Origin of the sequence: Brucella tritici, from assembly GCF_902825325.1 — a bacterium.
Taxonomy (GTDB): domain Bacteria; phylum Pseudomonadota; class Alphaproteobacteria; order Rhizobiales; family Rhizobiaceae; genus Brucella.
This window is the reverse complement of record NZ_CADEAR010000001.1, coordinates 290,492-313,366: the sequence shown is the minus strand read 5'-3', so window position 1 is coordinate 313,366 and position 22,875 is coordinate 290,492. Positions and strand designations below refer to the sequence as shown.

Sequence of the window (22,875 nt, the reverse complement as noted above, 5' to 3'; positions counted from 1 at the left end):
CCGTTTCACAACTCCAGCGAAGATGGATCACCATGCGCATAATGATCACCGGCATTCCGTCATATTTGATGCGGACCGTCGAAAGTGTTTCCGGGGCGAGCGTCAAGCATCGCCCGTATTTCGAACCCATTCGTACCAAAAAGGATGTGATCGATCAGGTAAAGAAGATTGCCAATACCGGCAATTATCTCATCGGCGAGGGCGCTGCGAACGCCGTGCGCGGCCATGATGTGACCTATGTGCCTTTCTGGCATCTGGCCAACAGCCTCAATTCGCCGGATACCTATGCGAAGCTCAACGAAAGCTTCGATCTCTGCCTGTTCGCCTCAGCCAACCTTCTGCGTCCTGGCTATGCGGCAACGACTGAATCCTTTGTCTTTGAAAAGCTGAACATGCCGATTGTGGTCATGGGCATCGGTATTCAGAAGAAGGAAAATCTGAAAGCAGAGTTGCCGGAAGGTACTCGCCGTTTCCTCGAAATTCTGCGCCGCAAGGAGAGTTTTTTCCTCACGCGCGGGCATTTCACCGAAGAGTTTCTGAAAGATGCGGGCATGAAATATGTCCGTCCGACAGGTTGTCCATCGCTCTACTATGCGCCGGACCAGATGAAGCGCTCGCTGACCCGCCTGGCTGATCCGAGCCTTGCGGATGCCCAAAAGATCTCTTTTGGCGGTTATCTTGGCAGCGTGGCGGATACGATTGTTGATGCGCATGCACTGCTCGAAAAGGACAGTGTTGCAAGCTATGTCATTCAGGACGAGGTGATCGTCTACAACATGAACATGGCGGGTGAAGACCACTCGGAAGCCTATGATCAGGCTGCAAGCCGCATCACCGCACCCGTCGATTACAAGCATATGGAAAAATGGCAGCGCAAGAACGAGTTGCTGGTGTTTTTCGACACGCATAAATGGCGTAGCTGGATTTCCGGTCAGGATTTCGGTTTGAGCCGCCGTTTCCATGGCACAATCATCGGTATGCAATCGGGTATTCCGGGGCTGATGATCGCAGTGGATGATCGTATGCGCGAGATGTTGGGCTTTGTCGGTTTTCCGCATATCGAGGCCAGTGTCTGGAATCGCGAGCCGCAGAAAAAGGCTTACCTGCGCGACTTTCTTTCGAAGATCGATGTGCCCGCGGCCATCAATCGCTATTCGGAATGTGAAGCCAACTTCAACGGCGCGCTGAAGGATATCGGCATTCGATGAAACGGACCGTCGGGAGCATGAAACGGGCAATGGCAGCCTTGCTTGGCGCTGCCTTGCTTGCCGTTGCCCCCAGTGGTGTCCTTGCTGACACGCGCTTTGGCGTCAACCGGGTCAATATGGCCTGGCTCAAGCCTGCAGAGCGTGAATTGATTTTCGATCAGATGGTTGAGAGCGGTGTGGTGGCGGTTCGACTGTCACTCACACGGCCACTTGATCAAAGTATCGATGCCGTCCGCCTCGCACATGAAAAAGGCCTGGCCATCCTGCTCGAAATTTCGCTCAACAACGCGGATTTCTATCCTGACGGAACGAAGCCCCGTTCCGGGCGCGGGCGCATCTGGGATATGTATCGGCTTTCCGACATATCGCCGGATCGCTTTCAGCCGATGATCGCAGATGCCTTGCAGAAGATCGATGCGCTGGGAGTGCCTCTGGTTGCAGTTGAACCCGGAAACGAGATCAACTGGGGAGCTTATAATGGCGATCTTGCCATTCTGCCCAAGGAAAAGATGAAAACCGCACGCTCCTTAAGTGAGATGGAGGAGCTTCCTCTGGTCGAAAAGGGTGCGGAAAAATATGTCGGACTTTTGCGTATTGTCCGGGCGGAACTGGCGAAAACCAGATATAGTGCCAAGGCAGAAATTATATCTGCGGGCTTGTCCGATATCCCCTTCGTTGATGCCGACCGGCGCGGAATAGACAGTGTCGATCCCGCTGCCTTTACCGATCTTCTCAAGAAGTACGGTCTCAGTGATGCGGCTGACGGTTATGGCATTCACATTTATCCGGGCAGCAGCGGCACACGGGCCGCTCGCGCAAAGCATATTAGCAATGCGCTTTCTTTTTGCGGTGGTGCGGATGGAAAACCTTGCTGGATCACGGAATGGGGCTTTGCCAATACGTCAAAAGCCTGCCCGGCGAATGATAATAATCGCGAACAGCTGGTCCAGAAGGCGCGTGACCGTTTCCGCCAGATGATGGATAGTGGCCAGATCGCAGCCGCTTATTATTTTGATTGGGATGCAAGCCCTTACGGTGTTTGGCGATGCGGTTCGCTGACGCCAGCCGGTAAAGCTGCAACGGTGACAAAATGAAATTCAAGACTGTAATTATTGGCGGTTCCAACACCGTCATGCTGCCCGGCTATTTGCCGACGCTTCTGTCGACGATGGCTAAACGCGGGTTGGAGCTAGATGTCGTTGCTGATCTTGCAGTGGGAGGAACGACCAGCGCGCTTGGCCTTTATCAGCTCAAGCAGTTTGAACAGCTCGAAGAGTGCGAGCTGCTGCTGATCGAATATGCGATCAATGACGCCTTCGTTTATGGTGATGAACGGCGACCGTTTCGCCATTGGGCAAGGTTTTACGAAGGGATCATTCGTTACGCGCTCGAGCGCAATCCGAATTTGCGGATCGCAACGCTCGTATTTGGTGCGCGCAATGGCTCGTTTCTGAATTCTGTTCCCTCGATTGATGCAGGCATCAATTACATCTCGCAATGGTACGGAACAATCTCAGCCGATATCTCGCGAATGCTGATGCAGCAATATGGTCGCGATGTGGTAAGCAATCCGGCTTTCTATCTTGATCAGGGCCATTATGCGCGCCCTGTCTCGACAACCATCGTTGCGAATTTGATTGCCGATGTTCTCGAACCGGTTTTGTCTGTTCCGCATCGTCCTAAAGCACTGCCATTCGCCATAGATCCAGACCACTTCGCCAATGCACGTGCCCTGAGTGGTGAGCAGTTATGCAAGCGGCTGGGTCGCGTTCCGGTCCAGTACAGCAATCGCCGCTTCTCGATCTCGGCGCTCGATCTTGGTTCAGACAGAATGCGTTTTGAGGTTGATAACGGGCAGCTGCTGGCGCTTGGCTATGTCTGCGATCCGCGCATTCCGCCGCTCGATGTGACGATGAGCGGGGAGGTGCATCGCGCAGCAATGATGAAAGGCGGCGTACGAGATGGAACCTACAAATTCCTCGTTTCGATGCTGAGTTTCGAGTTTCTGTATGGCATGAAATTGCTGGACGCACGCGGGAATGTGGCGCTTACACTATCCAGTGCCGAAGAGGGTTTGGAACACAAGCTGCATGTTCCCAAAGACAGTGCCAACCATGAGGAACTTCCTGCGGAACCGGTGCTTCCGATAACCGGCATCCTGTTTTCCGGCAATTTGAAAATCATGTCGCTGGAGAAGAAGGCCGCTGTAAACACTGTTCTATCGGAAGCCGTCCAATAAGGCCGCTATTCTATAAAAACATTGACGCTGGCGGCGCGTCCAGCAGCGTCAACCACCGTCAATGTCGAGTAGCCGGTTCCATCCGGTTGCCAGTTTGCCGTCCGTCGCCGCTCAATCTCTGCGATGGGCTTCCCATTGGCAAGCCAGCGAAACGGTGCGCGTCCGCCCTGTAATTTCAGCACCAGCGGCGAGGCATTATCGGTCAGGGCTTTCAATTCGACATGCGCGCCATCCGGCGGAAATACGATGCGCGGTGCAGGCACAATCGTGGCTTTGAGAACCGGCAGAGGATCGCTTGCAGACGAAAAGCGTATCTGCGTTACAGGTAGATCGGCGCGTGCTGTCCGAAATGCGCCAGCAGGCGCACGCGGCAGCGGCACGGATGTAACACCGGAACGCACAAAGGCTTCAAACAGAATGGGCGCTGCCGAAACATAACCGGCAAGGCCCGGCACCGAGCCGCCATCGGCTCGCCCGACCCAGACACCCAGCACATAACGCCCGTCATAACCGACCGACCAAGCATCACGATAGCCATAGGACGTGCCGGTCTTGTAAGCGAGGCCGAGGCGTTTCGCGCCTTGCGGCGGCACGACACCAGCCAGAATATCGCCAATCTGCCATGATGCCTGCTCGCTCAGAATAGGAGCCGATGGCTGAACAGGTTCTGAACCTTCGGTGCCGTCATGAAGGGCTGCCCCTCGCCCGCCATTGGCAAGGCCAGTATAGAGTTGCACCAGATCGCGCAGGCTGATGCCCGCGCCACCAAGGCCGATAGCCAGTCCCGGCGCTTCACCTTTCGGCAATTGCAGATTAACCGCCGCCTGTCGAATACGCGTGGTGAGCCGTGCAGGACCAATTGCATCGAGCAGGCTGATGGTCGGCACATTCAGCGACATTTGCAGCGCCTGACGGATGCTGACATCGCCCTGATAGCTCATATCGAAATTGCGCGGACGATAGCCTGCAAAATCCTGCGGGCGGTCCTCGATGATGGTTTCCTGCGCAATCAGTCCCTGCTCGAAGGCCAGCCCATAGATGAAAGGTTTTAACGTGGAACCCGGCGAGCGCACGGCGCGGGTCATATCGATCCAGCCCTGCCGCTTGCCGTCGAAATAATCAGCGGAGCCGACTTCGCCTAAGATATTGCCGTTGCGACTGTCGGCCAGCACCATGGCGACCGATACTTTTGGCCCAAGCTTCGCAGCAGCTTCGCGTGCCACAACTTCAAGCCCAGCCTGCACCGACTTCTTAAGCGTCAGCTGATGCCGGGCCTCGGTCGGTGCCTGTTTCAAAGCGAGATCGGCAAAGTGAGCGGCCAATGAAGGCAAGGGATGACGCGTCGCGGATATGCGCTCACGCGATGCACGCTCGGCTTCTTCGCTCGTAAAAACATCAGACGAAACCATGCGTTTTAGAACGCGATCTCGCGCGGCAACCGCGTTCTCCATCTCGCGATCCGGGCGGCGGCGCTCCGGCAATTGCGGCAGGGCCACAAGAAGTGCTGCTTCCGATATGGTGAGGCGCAGCGGCTCCTTGCCAAAATAGGCTAACGATGCCGACCGTACGCCTTCCAGATTGCCACCATAGGGCGCGAGTGTCAGATAACGTTCGAGAATTTCAGACTTGCTCAGCCGTCGCTCAATTTGAACTGCACGCGCCAGCTGCCGGAACTTGGAGCCGAAGCTGCGGCTTTCGCGCGGCTCGATCAGCCGGGCAAGCTGCATGGAAAGTGTGGAGCCGCCGGAAACAATACGCCCGCTCCCTGCAAGCTGATAAGCGGCCCGAAGAAGCGCTGTGAAATCAATGCCGCCATGATCGTAAAAACGCTTGTCCTCATAGGCGATCAGCATTTTCACGAATTTCGGATCGACATCCTCGATCCGCGTATTCAAGCGCCAATAGCCGTCCGGTGTTGCATAGGCGCGCAGCAAAGCGCCGTCGCGATCCATAACTTCGGTGGAAATGGTCAGCCGTTCCGGCAAAGGCGGAGGATAGGCGCGGTCGAGCCAGTTAAGCCCGACCACGGTTCCGAGTGCGGCGATGCCACAGAACGCGGCACCGCCAATCGCTATTTTCCAACGCCTTTTCATTTGTTTGGCCATGATCTTGTCCGAAAACCGGTTCCCACTTTTCGGGATCATGGCTTACGGTGCAGCCACCTCCATCATGCTTGTCGCCGTGCGCGCTGCAAATTGCGGACGATACATATCCTCAACCGTTGCTGCCGGATGGGTGTAAAGACCCGGCGTCACCGCACGCACCACATAAGCCAGCGTAATCGGCTTCTTCTCGCCTGCAGAGCGGTCGAAAGCGGCCACAAAACGATCATTGCGGAATTCGAGATGCGCTGCCTGTGTGCTTTCAAGCCATGGGAAATTGCCAAGATCGGCACTGGAAACAAGGCCCGGATTGTCGATCTCGAAACCAGCTGGCAGCAGATCGGTCACAAGCAGACGCGACTGCCATTCCTGCAGATCGTCGATTTTCAGAACAACAACATAGCGCTCATTCTGATTGACCCCGGTGACATTGGCAGCTCCCCCATCAAGCGTATAATAAGTGCGCTCGATGTTGAAACCTTCTCCACCCGCAGGCAGCGACTGAGCGGGTGCTGCAACAGCCGTGACGACCGCATCAACCGAACCCTGCCCCTTGTTGGTGACGACCAGCGGCTGCGTTTCAAGGGCTGCACCATTGAGACGCTCGGAGAACGCGCCCTCATGCGCTGTGCCATTGATGTCGAGGCTGATTGCGCCATTGTCATCCTGAAGCCCGCGTGCTGCAAGCAGCATCCATGCCTGATCCTGCGTGCTGAGATAACGTGCCTTTTCGCGCTGGAACTCGACCAGCGTAATCAGCGATGGCAGCACTTTCGGCGCAGGCTTGGTCTCCGAAGCAAGAGCCAGCATTGCCGCGCCATCACGCAGCGGCGAACCATAATCGGAGCGATTATAGTCATAGCTGGACTGGCTGGTTGCGAGCTGGAGCGACGCATTGAACACGCGTTCCGAACGCGGCTGATCACCATAAAGCGCTAATGCTGCACCAAGCTGGGCAACGGCCATCGGGCTTGCAAAGTTTTCAAGCTGGGTATCGGCAAAGTAACGCAGATCGCCAACTGAAGCCTTCTTGTTGCGTGCCAGAACATAGAGCGCATAGGCAATGTCGTTGCCACGTTCCTTGACGTCGGTGGTATAGCCGAGCGCATTTTGCAGATTAGAAAGTGCAGACAGCATCGCCTGCTGCGGCACGTCAAAGCCCTTTTCGCGGGCACGCGTCAGGAAGTCGGTCACATAGGCGTCCATCCAGAGATCACCCGATCCCGGCGACCAGAGGCCAAACGAACCGCTTGAAGACTGGTTGTTGAGCACGCGGAAGATGGAATCCTGTACGCGCTTCTTAAGTTCTTCCTGACTTTCCAGACCCGCTGCCGCTTCCGTACCTGCAGCCATTTCGCTCAAATAAAGCAGCGGTAGTGCGCGGCTGGTGGTCTGCTCTGTGCAGCCATAAGGATAGCGGTCGAGCGCCATCAACAATGCTGGCACATCAAATGCGGCACTTCGCGTTACACCAACGCTGACAAAAGCACCATCAAGCAGGCTTTCAGACAGAAGTCCGCCATCGACTCGCACACTTCCGCCATTGGCCGTGAGATTGACGACATGGCGGCTCGTGACCGGCAGATCGACCGGACGCACCGGCAATGCCAAAGCCTGTTCAACATTGAGGCCTGCATCGTTGGAAAGCCGGATCGTCACACCACCCGCACCCGTGGCCACAGCATTGAGTGGAACGGTGATCGACTGCCGTATGCCACCTTTAAGCGCAATGCTTTCAGGGTAGGAGCCAACCTCGACGCCGAGATTATCGGTGGTCTCAAGGCTCACACGATAATCGCCGTCCGGTGCATCCGTATTGGCAATATCGAAGCGGATATTGGCCTGATCGCCAGGGGCCATGAAGCGTGGCAGACCAGCGGTGATGACCACAGGATCGCGGATGATAACATCGGTCACCGCATGGCCAACAGCCTTCTTGGTCCATGCCACCGCCATGACGCGCGCGGTGCCGTTGAACTGCGGTATGTCGAAAGTGATCGTTGCCTTGCCGTCGCTGTCGAGTTCAACAGGGCCGGAGAACAGCGCAACCAGCTTTTCGGTGGGCGGGCTGCCTTCCGCTGCCATATTGCCACCATCGCCACCTGTGCGCAGCTTGCCGGTGACGCCGAGCGAACCATCGATCAGGCGACCATACATATCGCGCATTTCAAGGCCCAGCTGACGCTGGCCGAAGAACCAGTTTTCAGGGTTCGGCGGCTGATAGCGTGTGAGATTAAGAATGCCGACATCGACTGCCGCGACCATGACATAGGCCTGTTCGCCACCCGCATTTTCAACCGAAACAGGGATGGACAGTGTGGAGCGTGGCGTGATCTTTTCAGGCGGGGTCAGCTTGACTGCAAGCTGCTTGTCGGCAGGATCGACCTTCAGCCATTTAAGGCCAATCGCGCGCGCAGGCATACGGCTTTCAATAGCCTCACCCGGACGGAACAGCGTTGCCGTAACATAGGCGCCCGCACCCCAATCCTCACCCACCGGAATATCGATGGTCGTGCCACCTTCCGGCACGCTCGCGGTGATTGTCTTGAGCAGCTTTTCCGCACCAATGGTGATGAGCAACTCACCGGCAAAACGCGGGGAGATTTTCAGTTCTGCCGTGTCACCCGCCGCATAATGTTCCTTGTCGAGCGCGATTTCGAGCCCGTCCGGCGTTTCGGTCGAGGTTGAGCTGACAAACCAGCCTGCATCGAATTCATAGCTTGTGGCCGGGCCCGAAGCATCAGCTGTTTCGATTTCCAGACGGTAACGGCCCCAATCGACCGGCAGACTGATTTCAGCCTCGCTATCGGTTGTAAGGTCAATCTTGCCGTTGGCAATCGCCTTGGTGAAAGTCACTGGTTCGTAGTTCCAGCTGTTGCCGCTGCGATACCACTGATAATTACGCTCGATCTTGACCAGCGACCATTGTGCGCCATCAAGCGCCTTGCGATCACCCTTGCTGTCAGAGGCGATCAGGCTGAACTTTGCGGTTCCACCCTGCGGGACTTCATCGCCAGCGAAATCCGGGCGAATGCCGATGAGATCGGTTTCCGGCTGAATGGCCACATCGATCTTACGCTCAACCGCACGACCACCGGTTTCGCGCATACGAACGGTCACGGCTGCATTTACGAGACGCGTCGTTGACGGCATTTCATCGACTGTAACCGGGAAGGTCGCCTTGCCGTTGTCATCGACTTTTGACAGGCCATCGAGCGGCAGGCGCGTGGCTTCGCCCTGTTCTTCATCGGCGAGGCCGAAATAATAGCCCTTGAAGCGGCCCCACTGACGTTTGGTCGAAAGCGTGACTTCGCCTTCAAGCGCAAGGCCGGCGGCAGGCGCACCATAGAGGAAACGACCGTCCACGGTGATATTGGCGGTTTCGCCAACAGCGATTTCCGGCTTGTCAGACGTCAGATCGAACTCGATCCGGTCCGGCACGAAATCTTCAACCAGGAACATCTGCGTGGCAATCGCTGGCTGCTTGGGATCGGTATAGACCGAAACATTCCAGGTGCCGCGCATGGCGTTCGACGGCAAGGTCAGGTCGATGGCATGACCACCGGCCAGTTTGCTGTCGGAAACAAGACGGCGATCTTCCACGCCATCGGGACGTGTGAAGATGAAGGTGAGCGGCAGATCATCGATTGCGGTTGCGGTGTCGTCACGCGCAAGCGCGCCTACATGCACAACTTCGCCCGCGCGGTAGATACCGCGCTCTGTCCATGCATAAAGATCAAGCGCTTTCGGCACGGCACGGCCCGTCACACCACGATCGGAAAGATCGAAACCGGCGCGCGCCATATCGAGGAATGTGAAATCCTCATCATGCTGACTTGCCATCAGCACCGCTGGCACCATGCCGTCTGTACCGCGTGTCAGTCCCGGCGTAAACGTCGCCCGGCCATCGCTGTCGGTGGTCGCTTCGCCCAGCACTTCATTGTTGCGTGCAAGCAGCGTCAGCTTCACGCCTTTAAGCGGCTCTGCGCTTTCCAGCGAACGGGCAAACACATTGATGCCGTCCTGTCCGGTATAGGTCGAAAGGCCGATGTCGGAAACGACAAACCACTGTGTTGCCTTGGTGCCATATTCATCATCGGACTTCTGAACCAGCGGTTCAGCGGTTAGCACATAGACGCCGGGCTTGCGTTCCGGCAGTGCTTCATCAACCGGGAAACTGGTCGTTGCTTCCTTGTTCAGCTCATTGCCTGCAACCTCGATCTCACCTTCCCAGACAGGCGCACCCATCTGATCGGAAACCGTGCTGATGTCGTAGCTGTCCAACTGGCGCAGGAACTGATAGCCGGAGAGAAGCTGTGCCAGCGAACGGTCGCCGACGCGGTAGAGCTTGACCTTGGCTGTACTCAAATTGACACTGACCAGCGGAATGCCGCGACGGGCTTTCGCAGGCAGCACGAAGCTGTCGCCGGTAAAGCGCACCGATGGCGCGCGGTCCTGCACATAGATCGAAAGATTGACCGGAGCTGGCAGCACTTCGCCAACAGCCGATGGCAGACCCTGACGGAACGTCACTGTATAATTGCGGCCATGTTCCAGACCCTCGACGCAAATCTGGCGGTCCTTGGCGTCAACGGCTTTTGGCGCGCCGTTATCGAGTGTAACGAAGCTCGAATAATCGACACCGCTTTTCACCAGTTCTTCCGAGAACTGCACACAGATGCGCGGCGCCGCATTATCATTATCGACCGTATTATTGACGATGCGGAAGCCTTTGCGGGCCTTCAGATCTTCATAGGCGTCACGAACGGATGCGGAATTGACGAGATCAAGGCTCGCTTCATAGGCCTGCAAGGCCGGGCGCGATGCATCGCGCTTTTCGAGTGCCTGCGCCATGACGGCAAGCGCTTGCGCGCGCTCATCCTTGGTGCGTGAGGTCTGGTAGGCAAACCACGAGGCCGACGTCGCATCGCGCTGGAACTTGGAACGTTCCTGACCATTGGACGGCTCGGTCGCAAGCGCTGACAGTGCATATCCGGCCCAGATTTCGCTTTCGTCCGGCGACATGCTGGCAGCCAGGCGGAATTTTTCCATTGCCGTGCGCGGATCGCCATTCATCCCAGCAGCGCCTGCTTCATTGCGCAGATCGCGCAGGCTGTCGGAGCTTTCAAGGCCGCCGATTTCGCGCTTGAGACGACGGGCTTCATCAACCAGATTGGTGGCAAAGAACGAGATGGCAGGTGCGGCGCCAAGATCTTCAACTTCGCGCGCAGCTGCGGATCGCGTTACGACCTTGCCCGCAATAGAGCCAACGGATTGATTGAGCTTGTTGAAATCTGATTTCAAGAAGCACCATTTCACCTTCGGATTATAGGTGAAGGCGAGGCAGGCGTTGTCACCCAGGCAAATGCTTTTGCACTGGTCGAGCGAAACATTCTTCTCCGTACGCAAGTCGAAGCCGAAATAATCGCTATCCTTGGTAATCTCTATCCGCCGGGTTTCGGCAGCTTGCGTCGTGTGTGGAGCGGCCGACAGGCAGGCTGCGACCGCAAAAGCCCATAAAAACCGGTTGAAACCAATACGCATTTGCATCCCCTCACATCGACCTGTGCCATTTCCAATTCTATTAGAAAAGGCGAAAAGAATCAGGCTCATGTGAAGCCTCACCGCGACAAACTGTCAAGGTGAATAGGGGATATCTACAACTATTAGGATAATTTTAGAGAAAAGTACGATTTGTGGGATACAGGCCTCACAGAACGTATCTGCTACCTCAGGACGCCAGCACGTCATTTCCTTCTACCGGAGTTGCCAGCCTTTCCGGAGGAAGATCTGGAGAAAGATATTAAGAATCCGGAACAAAAAGGTCTTTTGCGTGTTAGAATAGAAGCTGCAGAATGCACATCGCTACGCACCATGGGAGGGAGGGCAGAGATGAGCAATATTCTATTCTGGACTGCTTTGGTAATCGTGCCAGTGCTTTTGGGTACTGCCTATGCTTATGTACAATCGATCCGTCACAGGGACGATTTCTGAAAGGAGAGAACACCTTCAGTTTCCGTTGCTTAGCTGAAGGCAGCTGGAGTTCTGTTGTCTGCAAGGATGTCGCGCTTATCAAGCAGCGATTCTTTATCGATTTTCGGATTCAATCAATTCGTTTCTCTATGCCGGATCATATGTGCAATCAGGACCCGGGTTGAGTTTGCTAGTTCCAGATAAAGTTAATGGTTATCTCAATTTGTAAGCCTTTCAATGGATGGCAACTTTAGATTGAAAGATTTATTCTTTTCAATCTAAGAGTGTTGTCTTTCAATACGTTTTTATTCCCTTATTCAGGGGGGTTGTGACGAATTTTCTAATAAAATTAATAGTTTACGGTTTTAAGTATACTTAGCGGCTGTTTACTCGACAAGAATGTGTCGCATATTGGATCAATCGATGCGGTTCTTTGTTCTGATAGATTATCTCTGTTTCCTGGAAGTAGTTTCACTTTTCGCGTGATATTTTGCGTTGCTTAATGAAAGGAAATGCCCTTCTATTGTTGCAAGTACCGCATTGCAAAGAGCTGAGGGGTTTCAATGCATTGTCTCGATATTGGCTCGCGCGCCATCCGTTTCATGTCCAGTACAGCGCTGATAACCTTGGGGACGGTTTTGCTACACGACGCCCCTGCCAACGCAGCATGTTCGTTCTCGCCGACACTCGGCGATGACACATTCATCTGCGACAGCGGCGCATCAACCGGCGGTCTTACAGATATCAATGGTAATAATACGTTGCTTTTGCCAACCGGAGGAACAGGAACCCTGAATGGCGATGTTGTGTTCGGCTCCGGTATAGATCGCGTCGAAGTTCATTCCGGTTCGATCGTAGGAAATGTCAATCAGGGCGATGGTCTCAATAGCTTTCTCATTACGGGCGGAAGCGTTACAGGCAACGTTCGTCAGGGAAATGATATCGATGAGTTCCAAATAACTGGTGGCGAGATTGGGTCGCTTAATCAGGGTAACGGTTACGACCGCTTTTTCATGTCGGGTGGGCGTATCGTCGATGCTTTTGACGACGGCGATTACGCTGTCATGACGGATGGCCGGATTGGGCGTGTAAATCTCAAGCTCGACAATAACTATTTCAACATGTCCGGTGGAACGATTGACCGCAATTTGATCGCAGGGCTTGGAAACGATACAATTATCGTTTCGGGAGGCATGATTGGCGGCAATATAAGCATCAGCAGCGGAACCGATAGTGTAACAATGACGGGTGGCACGGTTGCTGGTGATGTCTTGCTCGGCATTGGCAATGATCAATTCTCATGGAATGGCGGTGGCATAATCTATGGGAAGATCGACCTCGGTCCGGATAACGATACGGCTATTCTCGCCAATCTTACGGATGCCAATATAGGTGCGACCACGCAGCTTACCGGTGGTAGTGGGGCCGATGTTCTCACGTTCAATAACGTAAAGACGGGAAAAGTTGCCCGTTTCGATAGCTGGGAAACTATCAATCTTACCGATGATACGCGTCTTGTTTTCGATAACGCTCTTACGTTGGGCGACGCCGGAACAGGAACGGGTTGGCTTAACATTGATGCGACGAGCACGGTTTACGGCGGCGCAGCAAAAGGTAGCGTGAATCCATTCACTTCGGGTCAGCTGGCAAGTGTTTTCAATGCAGGGCGAATTGATCTCACCAACGGTGGAACGAGCACTGTCGACACATTTACGATCAAGGGTAACTATATTGGGCAGAACGGTCTACTGTTTGTCGATACCGTTCTCGGTTCCGATAATTCACCTTCTGATAAACTGGTGATCGATACAGGCGTTGCATCCGGCAGTACCAGTATTGCGGTTACGAATGCGGGTGGGACAGGTGCTGCCACGAATGCCGACGGTATCATGGTTGTGCAGGCGTTGAACGGTGCCTCAACTAGCCGGAATGCGTTTTCGTTGAATGGCCGCGCTGCCGCTGGCGCTTACGAATATTTTCTTTTCAAGGGTGGTGTAACAGCAAATACCACTGATAACTGGTATCTGAGATCCACCTTGGTACGCGGGAGTGAGCCACCTGCTGCGACGGACGGAACCGCTGTCACGCCGGAAGAGCCTGAAACAACTGCGCCGCCACCCGCGCTTGAGCAACCGCCAGCGACCTTGCCTGTCGACCCGAACGAAGGAAACCCAGACGATACATCAACCCCGGTAACGGAAGATGCACCGGCGCCGGAGGCACCTCCGCCGCCAGAGCCGGCCGAGGCCCCCAATCCTCCAGACAATACCACGGGCCAGCAACAGAAGGTCGCACTTCCATTCGATGGAGCAGTTCCGCCTTCTCCAGGAGCGACACGGGTTGATGGCGACGTGGTGTCGCTCTATCGAATGGAAGTGCCCGTCTATTCGGCTTTGCCGCCGGTGGCACATCATCTTGCGCTTTCCACCCTCGGGACCTTCCACGAACGCCGCGGGGAACAAGACCTGCTTGAGACTGCAGGATATCTACCTGCCAGCTGGGCCAGAGTTTTCGGGCAGGACATCGACACGAAATGGAAAGGTACTGTCGCCCCGGCGCTTGATGGAAAGCTCTTTGGTATTCAGGCTGGACAGGATATTCTGGGTCGCGAAACGAATGGCGGACATTTTGACCGTTTCGGCCTGTTTTTCGGGTATTCGCGTGCAACCGGAGATATTACCGGGCAGGCACTTGGCTGGAACGATCTTGCTGTCGGTGACCTCGAAGTGACGGGAACGAGCTTTGGTGGTTATTGGACCCATATTGGTCCGCAAGGCTGGTATCTCGACGCCATACTTATGGGAACCTGGTTTGGCGGGGATGCGAGCTCGAACGAAGGGCAGAGCATCGACCTTGACGGGCATGGGGTTACGGCCTCGCTTGAAGGGGGGTATCCTATCGCCCTGAGTGAAAGCTGGACATTCGAGCCCCAGGCGCAGTTGATCTGGCAACATCTCTCGCTCGACGATCAGGCTGATCGCTATTCTTCGATCTCGTTTGATGCAGACGATGCGTGGACAGGGCGGATCGGGTTCAGATTACAAGGCAAACAGGAAACATCGATCGGAAAACTGCGGCCATATTTGAAAGCCAACCTCTGGCAAAATTTCTCTTCGAACCAGACCGTGCGTTTTGCCACTGATCCGGTTGTAACCGACCTGAAGGGTACTTCGCTGGAGCTGGGAGGTGGTCTGACTTTGGACGTAACGGAGAAAGCCAGTTTGTTTGCGACAGCAGATTATACGACCAATCTCGGCGGCGAACGCAACCGGATATGGGAAGGCAATTTGGGGCTTAACATAAAATGGTGAAGGTAATGGCGGTCGGAACCAACCGCCAGATTTCAGAGGAGGGAACAACGGTAATGGGTAGACATGCATATGAAAAACTCGCGAGGATCTGTGCATCCCTAAACACTTCCGAGCAGGAGCTGGCCTACTCTCTCGGCATCTCGCGAGTTGCGTTGAAAGCGATAAATCGCGCTGACGCGCCTCTTTATTTGCGATTGGCATTGGCCGCGCTGGTATCTGAAATGAATCCAGACGAAGTACTGAATTCCAAACGTGGGAATTCGGAAGTAGAAACGCCTCTCCCCCTCTTGTCGGTGCGGTGATTATCAAAAGTTATGGGTATCAAAGGTGTTGTGGTGGCAAAATCTTTCGCCTTGCTTCTTTTGATTGGACTATTTTGTTATCCGCAATTGGCTGCCGCGTCTTGCACGCGAGCAGCCGGTGCTGCGGATTTGATGACACAGCGACAGCTTTCAGCCTTGCGCGCGCTGGAACGCAGCCGTGGCTGCAAAGGAGGCGATGAACGCGGCGGTTTCTTCAATCCTTGCCGCGATTTGTCTCAACGTATCGCTGAAATTCAGCGGCAGCTTTCGTCCAGTTCGCTTTCTTCTCGATCATGCATCGAACAACCGGCCGCCAGTCAAACCGCAAAGGTGAAACTTGACCGGCCAAAGACTTCGACAGTTACAACGAACAGCAAACCATGGGTACCGAACGGCATCAAAGGCGCTCTGACTTATTGTGTGCGTTTGTCGGATGGTTATCTGTTTCCTGCTCCGCATTCCCAGTTTCAGAAATCCGACAGTGTGACGGAAACAATGGCGCAATGCCGGTTCATTTGCCAGGGCCAGAATATTGATCTCTATGTTCTGAACGATCCGAACGGCGAGACCGCTGATATGGTATCCGTTTCGAACGGCAGGCCTTATGTTGAATTGCCAACGGCCTATAACTATCAGGGAAGTGGGGACTTCAAGAAGTGTGACTGGGCCGGTTATGTCGGTAAGGTCAGCGAGCTGCGGGCCAAAAATAAAGGCGGTCGCGCATTCAAGAACGTCGTTGTTCCTTTGCCGGATACCCGTCCGGCACGCAATGACGGCGCCAGCGTTTCGGCAACTGCTTTTGCGCCGATAACAGATCGTAGTGTTCGTGTTGTTGGTCCAGCCTTCATTTTCGATGAGGGTGTGGAGCGCGCCAACCTTTCAGTGCAGTGATGGCACAGCCCTTCGATTTCCCAAGATCAATTTGAATGAGACGTGTCGCGATTGAGACTGAACAGCGTGCGTTCAGTCTGTAACCTTCTCGAGGCGGGCGTTCTTAATTCGCGCCCGAAAATTATCGATCATTGCATTGTTTGAAATCTGTCAGTGTTGTTCGACCTGGAGGAGGTAGACATGAGCAAGAACCGTGGCGTCGTTTATTTGCGGCCCGGGACCGTCGAAGTACGCGATATTGAAGATCCAGCGTTGGCGGCTCCAGACGGGAGGAAGTTGGAACATGCCGTCATACTGAAAGTAATCTCGACCAATATTTGCGGCTCCGATCAGCATATGGTTCGGGGGCGCACGACCGCGATGCCCGGCCTTGTACTTGGGCATGAAATCACAGGTGAAATCATAGAGAAGGGCAGTGATGTCGAGATGCTCGACGTGGGCGACATTGTTTCGGTGCCGTTCAACGTTGCTTGCGGGCGCTGCCGCTGCTGCAAATCTCAGGACACGGGCGTCTGTCTGACGGTCAATCCGTCACGCGCGGGTGGTGCCTATGGATATGTTGATATGGGCGGGTGGATCGGCGGGCAGGCACGCTATGTCATGGTGCCCTATGCCGATTTCAATCTGCTCAAGTTTCCAGATCGCGAACAGGCGATGGAAAAAATCTGCGATCTGACCATGCTATCCGATATCTTGCCGACGGGTTTCCATGGCGCGGTAAAGGCCGGTGTTGGGGTTGGTTCGGTTGTGTATGTTGCGGGAGCGGGACCGGTCGGTCTTGCTGCCGCCGCGTCCGCACGTATTCTAGGTGCTGCGGTTGTCATGATCGGCGATTTCAACAAAGAACGCCTTGATCACGCTAGGAAAGTTGGCTTTGAGCCCATCGATCTTTCGGCAAGTGATCGCCTCGGTGACATGATTGCAGAGGTCACAGGCAGCAACGAGGTCGATAGCGCTATCGATGCTGTTGGATTCGAAGCGCGCGGTCATAGCGGCGGCGAACAACCGGCAATCGTGCTGAACCAGATGATGGAGATAACGCGTCCTGCCGGGGCAATCGGGATTCCTGGACTCTACGTCACTGAAGACCCTGGAGCAGTCGATAATGCTGCGAAACAAGGCAGTCTGTCGCTGCGCTTTGGTCTCGGTTGGGCCAAGGCACAGTCATTCCATACGGGTCAGACACCTGTTCTGAAGTATAATCGTCAATTGATGCAGGCCATCCTTCACGGACGCCTGAACATCGCTGAGATTGTTAACGCTCAGATCATTTCGCTTGAGGATGCCCCGCAAGGCTATGAGAGTTTCGATCATGGCGCAGCGAAGAAGTTCGTTCTCGATCCGCATGGCCTTTTGAACAAGGCCGCCTGATTGAGGCCGGTTTCGAAATACAAAAAGGGCGTCCTCACGGGCGCCTTTTTTGTTTGTGTTTACATAATCTGTAACGTTACAGATTCTTGAACTTTGCCGGTTCCATGCTGGATAAAATGCGAGATAAAATACAGAATGATGCTTACTAGACGAAAAATTGTCTTACAGAAAAGAGCATTAAATCAGCTAGTTGGCATCTTTATGAGAGCGGAATTCCGCTCCTTAGAAATTAAGAGCTTGCAAGAGGGATTGTTTTCAATACCATATCTGTAACGTTTCAGATTTGGGAGGATATGGAATGTTGACTGAAAGAGCAAAGCTTCTCACCGCATCCGTTTGTCTGGTTATGACAGCGTTGACAATGGCAGATTCAGCTTCGTCGGCCAATCTTGAAGTTACGCATTGGTGGACATCTGGCGGTGAAGCTGCGGCTGTCAAAGTTCTCGCTGAAAAATATGATGCGCTCGGCGGCGATAAGTGGGTCGATGGAGCGATTGCCGGTAGCGGCTCTACCGCACGACCGATCATTATCAGCCGTATTCTCGGTGGTAATCCAATGGGCGCAACCCAACTCAATCACGGACGGCAGGCTGAAGAGCTGGTTCAGGGCGGCTTGATGACCGACCTTACAGAGCTCGCCGAAAAGGAGGGCTGGGCCGATTTTATTCGCCCGAAGAGCCTCTTGGAATCCTGCACTTTTGAAGGGCGTCTCTACTGTGTGCCACTAAATATTCATTCTTGGGAATGGATGTGGATCAATCCGCAAGCCTTTCGTGATGCCGGTGCTGAACCTCCCAAGAACTGGAACGATCTCGTCGCTGCAGCTCCGAAGCTGAAGGAAAAGAACATCGTGCCACTGGCGACGGGGGATGGTTGGCAGGTGAATGGCATGTTGACTGTTCTGACAACAGCAATTGGCGGTAAGGACCTTTATCTGAAGGTCAACAAAGACAAGGATGCCGATGCGGCGCGCGGTCCTGAAATGAAGAAAGTTTTCGAAGCACTGGCGCAGGCGCGCTCACTGGCCGATCCGGGTTATGTCGGCCGTTCGTGGAACGAGGCAACCAATATGGTGCTAACCGGCCGCGCAGGTACCCAGATCATGGGAGACTGGGCGCAGGGCGAGTTTGGTACTGCGGGCAAGATTGCAGGCAAGGATTATGACTGCTTGCCGGGGCTCGGCGTTCATCAATATCTGGATACCGGCGGTGATGCGATCTACTTCCCGAAGAACAAGGATCCGGAAGTCACCAAGGCGCAGCTCAAGCTGGCAAGTATGCTCGTTTCCAAGGAAACGCAGGTTGCCTTTAATCTTGCCAAGGGCTCGCTGCCGATCCGTGGTGATGTCGATCTCGATTCAGCCTCAAGCTGTATGCGTGCTGGTATAGATATTCTGAAGAACCCCGACAACATCGTTCCGTCTGTGGAGCAATTGCGCGCACCCGATACGCAAGGGCAGATTGAAAGTCTGGCGGCTGAGTTTTTCTCCAATCCTGACATGACGGTCGATGACATTCAGGAACGCTTTGCGGAGATTATCGAACAGGCACAATAGTCTCGTTCGAGTCCGGCGCCATCTACGAGACGACGGTGCAGGGCTACTCCGAGAATCGGGATAGGGAGGAATATCATGGCCTTGATGGAAGAGGACAATCGTCGAAAACCACCGAGCATGTTTCGCAATCTGAATGCAAAGATTGCAGCACTTCCGATGATCGCGACGGTTCTCGTGGTCTTTGTTGGCTGTACGCTCTGGACGGTTGTGTATTCCTTCACGTCTTCCAAATCCCTGCCTATGTTGAACTTTGTTGGCTTTGATCAGTATACGCGTTTGTTTTCGGCAACCCGCTGGCATGTGTCGATCCGCAATCTGGCGATCTATGGCGTCTTCTGCATGGGCTTTTCGCTTGTGACGGGGTTTATCCTTGCTGCCCTGATGGATCAGAAAATCCGTTTCGAGAACACGTTTCGTACGATCTTTCTCTATCCCTATGCTCTGTCGTTCATTGTGACGGGTCTTGTCTGGCAGTGGATATTCAATCCGCAACTTGGGCTCGAGAAAGTTATTCGCGATATAGGCTTCGACAATTTCCAGATGGCGATCCTGTCGAGCCGAACTTACGTCATCTATGCGATTGTCATTGCCGGACTCTGGCAGATGACAGGTTTGGTCATGGTTTTGATGCTGGCTGGACTGCGCAATGTCGACGATGAAATCTGGAAGGCTGCGCGGGTTGACGGCATTCCGAAGTGGAAAACCTATCTCTTCATCATCCTGCCAATGATGCGCCCTGTCCTGGTAACAACTGTCGTTCTGATCGCGACAGGCATCGTAAAACTCTACGATCTGGTGGTTGCCATGACCAATGGTGGTCCCGGCATCGCATCGGAAGTCCCGGCAAAATATGTCTACGACTTCATGTTTGGTTGGGCCAATTTGGGGCAAGGACTTGCTGCTTCCACGATCATGCTAACCACTGTTCTGATCATTCTCGTTCCGTGGACGATGCTTGAATACAGCAGGAGGAAAGCCCGATGACGGAAGCTGTCCTGAATAGGAAGGTGCCAACAGAAAATGAGGCTGTAGCAACCCGGATCCACCCAGCGCAGAGGCCGGCATCGCAACCTTGGGGTCGTAAGCCAAACCGGAGCTTTGCGCCTGCCACCATTATGCTCTACAGTATTTTGTTCGTTGCTGCCGTCTATTATCTGCTGCCGCTCTACGTGATGGTCGTCACATCCCTGAAAGGCATGCCTGAAATCCGGCTCGGTAATATCTTTTCACCACCAGTCGAGATCACATTTGAACCATGGGTCAAGGCGTGGAGCCAAGCATGCACCGGCCTTTATTGTGAAGGCATCAGAGCGGGTTTCTGGAATTCGATCAAGATCACCGTGCCAAGTGTGATCGTTTCTATCGCCATTGCTTCGGTCAATGGTTATGCGTTGGCAAACTGGAAATTCAAAGGATCGGAAATCTTCTTTTCGGTCCTGTTGTTCGGTGCATTCATTCCATATCAGGTCATGCTTTATCCGCTCGTCATAATTACGCGCGAGCTTGGCATATTCGGCACACTGACCGGTGTTGTCTTCATTCATACCATTTTCGGGATGCCGATCCTGACGCTGTTGTTTCGCAACTATTTCGCCGGTCTACCGCCTGAACTCTTCAAGGCAGCGCGCGTGGATGGAGCCGGGTTCTGGCGCATTTTCTTTCAGATCATGTTGCCTATGTCGCTGCCAATCTTTGTCGTCGCGATCATTCTGCAGGTGACCGGTATCTGGAACGACTTCTTGTTCGGCGTGGTGTTCGCGGGAACGCAGAATTTTCCGATGACTGTTCAGCTAAACAATATCGTCAACTCCATGCAGGGCGTGAAGGAATATAACGTCAATATGGCTGCCACCATTCTCACAGGTGCTGTGCCGCTGCTCGTTTACTTTCTTTCAGGCCGTTACTTTGTTCGCGGTATCGCTGCCGGCGCAGTGAAAGGATGAGTTCATGAATTCAAGCGTCTCCATCCAGGACCTCTCGCTCGGCTTCGGTTCGGTCAACGTGTTGCAAAATCTCAATCTTGAGATCGGAGAGGGTGAATTCCTCGTGCTTCTCGGCCCGTCCGGTTGTGGCAAGTCCACGCTGCTCAATTGCGTGGCGGGCCTTCTCGATATCTCCGAAGGCAGCATTTATATCAAGGGGCGCAACGTTACGTGGGAAGAACCGAAGGATCGCGGCATCGGCATGGTGTTTCAATCCTATGCGCTTTATCCGCAGATGACTGTCGAAAAGAACCTTTCTTTCGGTTTGCGGGTTGCCGGTCTGTCGAAGTCGGAAATAGACAAACGTATCCAGCGTGCCGCTGAAATTCTTCAGATCGAACCCTTGCTGCAACGCAAACCTTCGGCACTTTCTGGCGGTCAACGCCAGCGTGTTGCGATCGGTCGCGCACTGGTGCGCGACGTCGACGTGTTTCTGTTCGATGAACCGCTTTCCAATCTCGATGCAAAATTGCGCTCCGAACTGCGCGTCGAGATCAAGCGTCTTCACCAGAAGCTCGGCAATACGATGATCTATGTCACCCACGACCAGATCGAAGCCCTGACGCTCGCGGATCGCATTGCAGTGATGAAGGGCGGGGTGGTCCAGCAACTGGCCGATCCGCTGACGATCTACAACCGGCCGAAAAACCGGTTCGTCGCAGGTTTTCTCGGCTCGCCGTCGATGAATTTCTTTTCCGGGGAAATTACGGTCACACAAAGCGAGCTCGTATTCCATATCGGAGAGACTGCTGTGCGGCTCGACGGATATGACGGGAAGCTAGCGCCAGGACAGAAGGCGATCCTCGGTGTTCGTCCAGAGCATATCAGGCTTGACGTCGAAAACGGCTTTGAAGCGACCGTCGATCTGGACGAGCCGATGGGCGCCGATAGCCTTGTCTGGCTTCGCTTGAACGGTCATCCGCTATCCGCGCGAGTGGAAGCCGGTAAACGCTATCGGGCGGGCGAGCAGGTCAGGATCGGATTCAAGCCCGGTGCCCTGTCACTTTTCGACGCCCAAACGGAGGAGAGGCTTTAGATGAATAGCGAAAAACGCTCCCCTTAAGAGCCTCCTGCAAGAGGCGAAACTATTGGCTTTCAATGGACGGCACGAAGATCGCTTTGGGCCGCGCCGGGATGCTTTGACCTCAGAAAAGCCCGAGACAAATCAGGACAGAGTTTGAAGGATGAGGACATGAACGGATATTCCTATCAACTTTACAGCTCCCGCAATTTCCAACCGCTGGAGCGTACACTCACAATGCTGCGAGACCTCGGCTATCGTCGGGTGGAAGGCTATGGGGGGATTTATGGTGATCCGGCACGACTAAAGAAGGAGCTCGACGCTTTCGGGCTCTCCATGCCTACCGGGCACTTTGGTCTGGACATGCTCGAGAACGAAGTCGACCGTGTTCTGGAAATCGCCAAGGTTGCCGATATGAAGGCGATTTTCTGCCCGTATCTCGATACTGATCGTCGCCCGGATAGCGTTGCCGGTTGGCAGGAGTTCGGAAAGCGCCTCGCTGCCGCCGGAGAGCCTTACCGCAAGGCGGGCTATGCCTTTGGCTGGCACAATCACGATTTTGAATTCCGTCCCCTGGCTGACGGTTCAGTGCCACAGGAGCATATCCTTGATGCTTCGCCTGATCTTGCGTGGGAGGCGGACATTGCATGGATCATCAAAGGTGGTGCCGACCCGCTTGAATGGATCAAGCGCTATGGCGACCGTATCCTTGCGGTCCATGTCAAGGATATCGCGATAACCGGTGAAAAAGCTGACGAAGACGGCTGGGAAGATGTCGGGCACGGAACTGTAGACTGGGCTGCGTTGTTCGCAGCTTTGCGCAAGACGCCTGCCCGCTATTTCATCATGGAACACGATAATCCGTCGGATGATACCCGATTTGCCAGCCGTTCCATCGAAACCGTAAAGAATTTCTGATT

At 54.3% G+C, this 22,875-nt stretch carries 13 protein-coding genes; 11 read left to right on the top strand and 2 right to left on the bottom strand.

Translation table 11 applies throughout. From position 1 onward, the window contains the following. Window positions 1-32 precede the first annotated feature (32 nt). The 3 genes from HWX93_RS01405 to HWX93_RS01395 are packed head-to-tail and all read left to right on the top strand — an operon-like array spanning window position 33 to window position 3,447. Entirely contained in the window at window positions 33-1,208 is a 1,176-nt protein-coding gene (locus tag HWX93_RS01405; protein ID WP_176036222.1) for a polysaccharide pyruvyl transferase family protein, read from the top strand. Further along, on the top strand, window positions 1,205-2,302 hold the full coding sequence (locus HWX93_RS01400) for a glycoside hydrolase (RefSeq protein WP_235969043.1): 1,098 nt from the start codon (window positions 1,205-1,207) through the stop codon (window positions 2,300-2,302). Before HWX93_RS01405 ends, HWX93_RS01400 begins: the two co-directional genes overlap by 4 nt. Beyond that, window positions 2,299-3,447 (top strand): SGNH/GDSL hydrolase family protein, encoded by a 1,149-nt coding sequence (locus tag HWX93_RS01395; RefSeq protein WP_176036221.1) that lies wholly within the window; start codon window positions 2,299-2,301, stop codon window positions 3,445-3,447. Before HWX93_RS01400 ends, HWX93_RS01395 begins: the two co-directional genes overlap by 4 nt. Before the next feature lie 5 nt (window positions 3,448-3,452). On the opposite strand, the gene pbpC is transcribed toward HWX93_RS01395, so the two are convergent. Further along, the gene (gene pbpC / locus HWX93_RS01390; protein ID WP_176036220.1) at window positions 3,453-5,552 is read right to left on the bottom strand and encodes a penicillin-binding protein 1C; all 2,100 of its coding nucleotides are present in this window, start codon (window positions 5,550-5,552) and stop codon (window positions 3,453-3,455) included. A 42-nt stretch (window positions 5,553-5,594) separates the two neighbouring features. After that, window positions 5,595-11,093, bottom strand: a complete 5,499-nt coding sequence (locus HWX93_RS01385) for an alpha-2-macroglobulin family protein (protein ID WP_176036219.1) — start codon at window positions 11,091-11,093, stop codon at window positions 5,595-5,597. Between the two features lie 992 nt (window positions 11,094-12,085). Here HWX93_RS01385 and HWX93_RS01380 point away from each other — a divergent pair. The 8 genes from HWX93_RS01380 to HWX93_RS01345 all read left to right on the top strand — a co-directional run bounded on the left by HWX93_RS01380 (window position 12,086) and on the right by HWX93_RS01345 (window position 22,873). Then, complete coding sequence (locus tag HWX93_RS01380; protein ID WP_176036218.1) at window positions 12,086-14,833, top strand: autotransporter domain-containing protein; 2,748 nt, start codon at window positions 12,086-12,088, stop codon at window positions 14,831-14,833. A gap of 434 nt (window positions 14,834-15,267) precedes the next feature. Continuing rightward, window positions 15,268-16,026 (top strand): DUF2865 domain-containing protein, encoded by a 759-nt coding sequence (locus HWX93_RS01375; RefSeq protein ID WP_235969042.1) that lies wholly within the window; start codon window positions 15,268-15,270, stop codon window positions 16,024-16,026. A 180-nt stretch (window positions 16,027-16,206) separates the two neighbouring features. Continuing rightward, complete coding sequence (fdhA, locus tag HWX93_RS01370) at window positions 16,207-17,397, top strand: formaldehyde dehydrogenase, glutathione-independent (protein ID WP_176036216.1); 1,191 nt, start codon at window positions 16,207-16,209, stop codon at window positions 17,395-17,397. 298 nt (window positions 17,398-17,695) lie between these two features. Further along, complete coding sequence (locus tag HWX93_RS01365) at window positions 17,696-18,952, top strand: ABC transporter substrate-binding protein (RefSeq protein WP_176036215.1); 1,257 nt, start codon at window positions 17,696-17,698, stop codon at window positions 18,950-18,952. Between the two features lie 75 nt (window positions 18,953-19,027). Further along, entirely contained in the window at window positions 19,028-19,936 is a 909-nt protein-coding gene (locus tag HWX93_RS01360) for a carbohydrate ABC transporter permease (protein ID WP_176036214.1), read from the top strand. Next, window positions 19,933-20,895, top strand: a complete 963-nt coding sequence (locus HWX93_RS01355) for a carbohydrate ABC transporter permease (protein WP_176036213.1) — start codon at window positions 19,933-19,935, stop codon at window positions 20,893-20,895. The genes HWX93_RS01360 and HWX93_RS01355 overlap by 4 nt, the downstream gene beginning before the upstream one ends. 4 nt (window positions 20,896-20,899) lie before the next feature. Further along, complete coding sequence (locus tag HWX93_RS01350; RefSeq protein ID WP_176036212.1) at window positions 20,900-21,970, top strand: ABC transporter ATP-binding protein; 1,071 nt, start codon at window positions 20,900-20,902, stop codon at window positions 21,968-21,970. A 156-nt stretch (window positions 21,971-22,126) separates the two neighbouring features. Further along, a complete protein-coding gene (locus HWX93_RS01345) occupies window positions 22,127-22,873 on the top strand; it encodes a sugar phosphate isomerase/epimerase family protein (protein WP_176036211.1) in 747 nt (248 codons plus the stop codon). Window positions 22,874-22,875 lie beyond the last annotated feature (2 nt).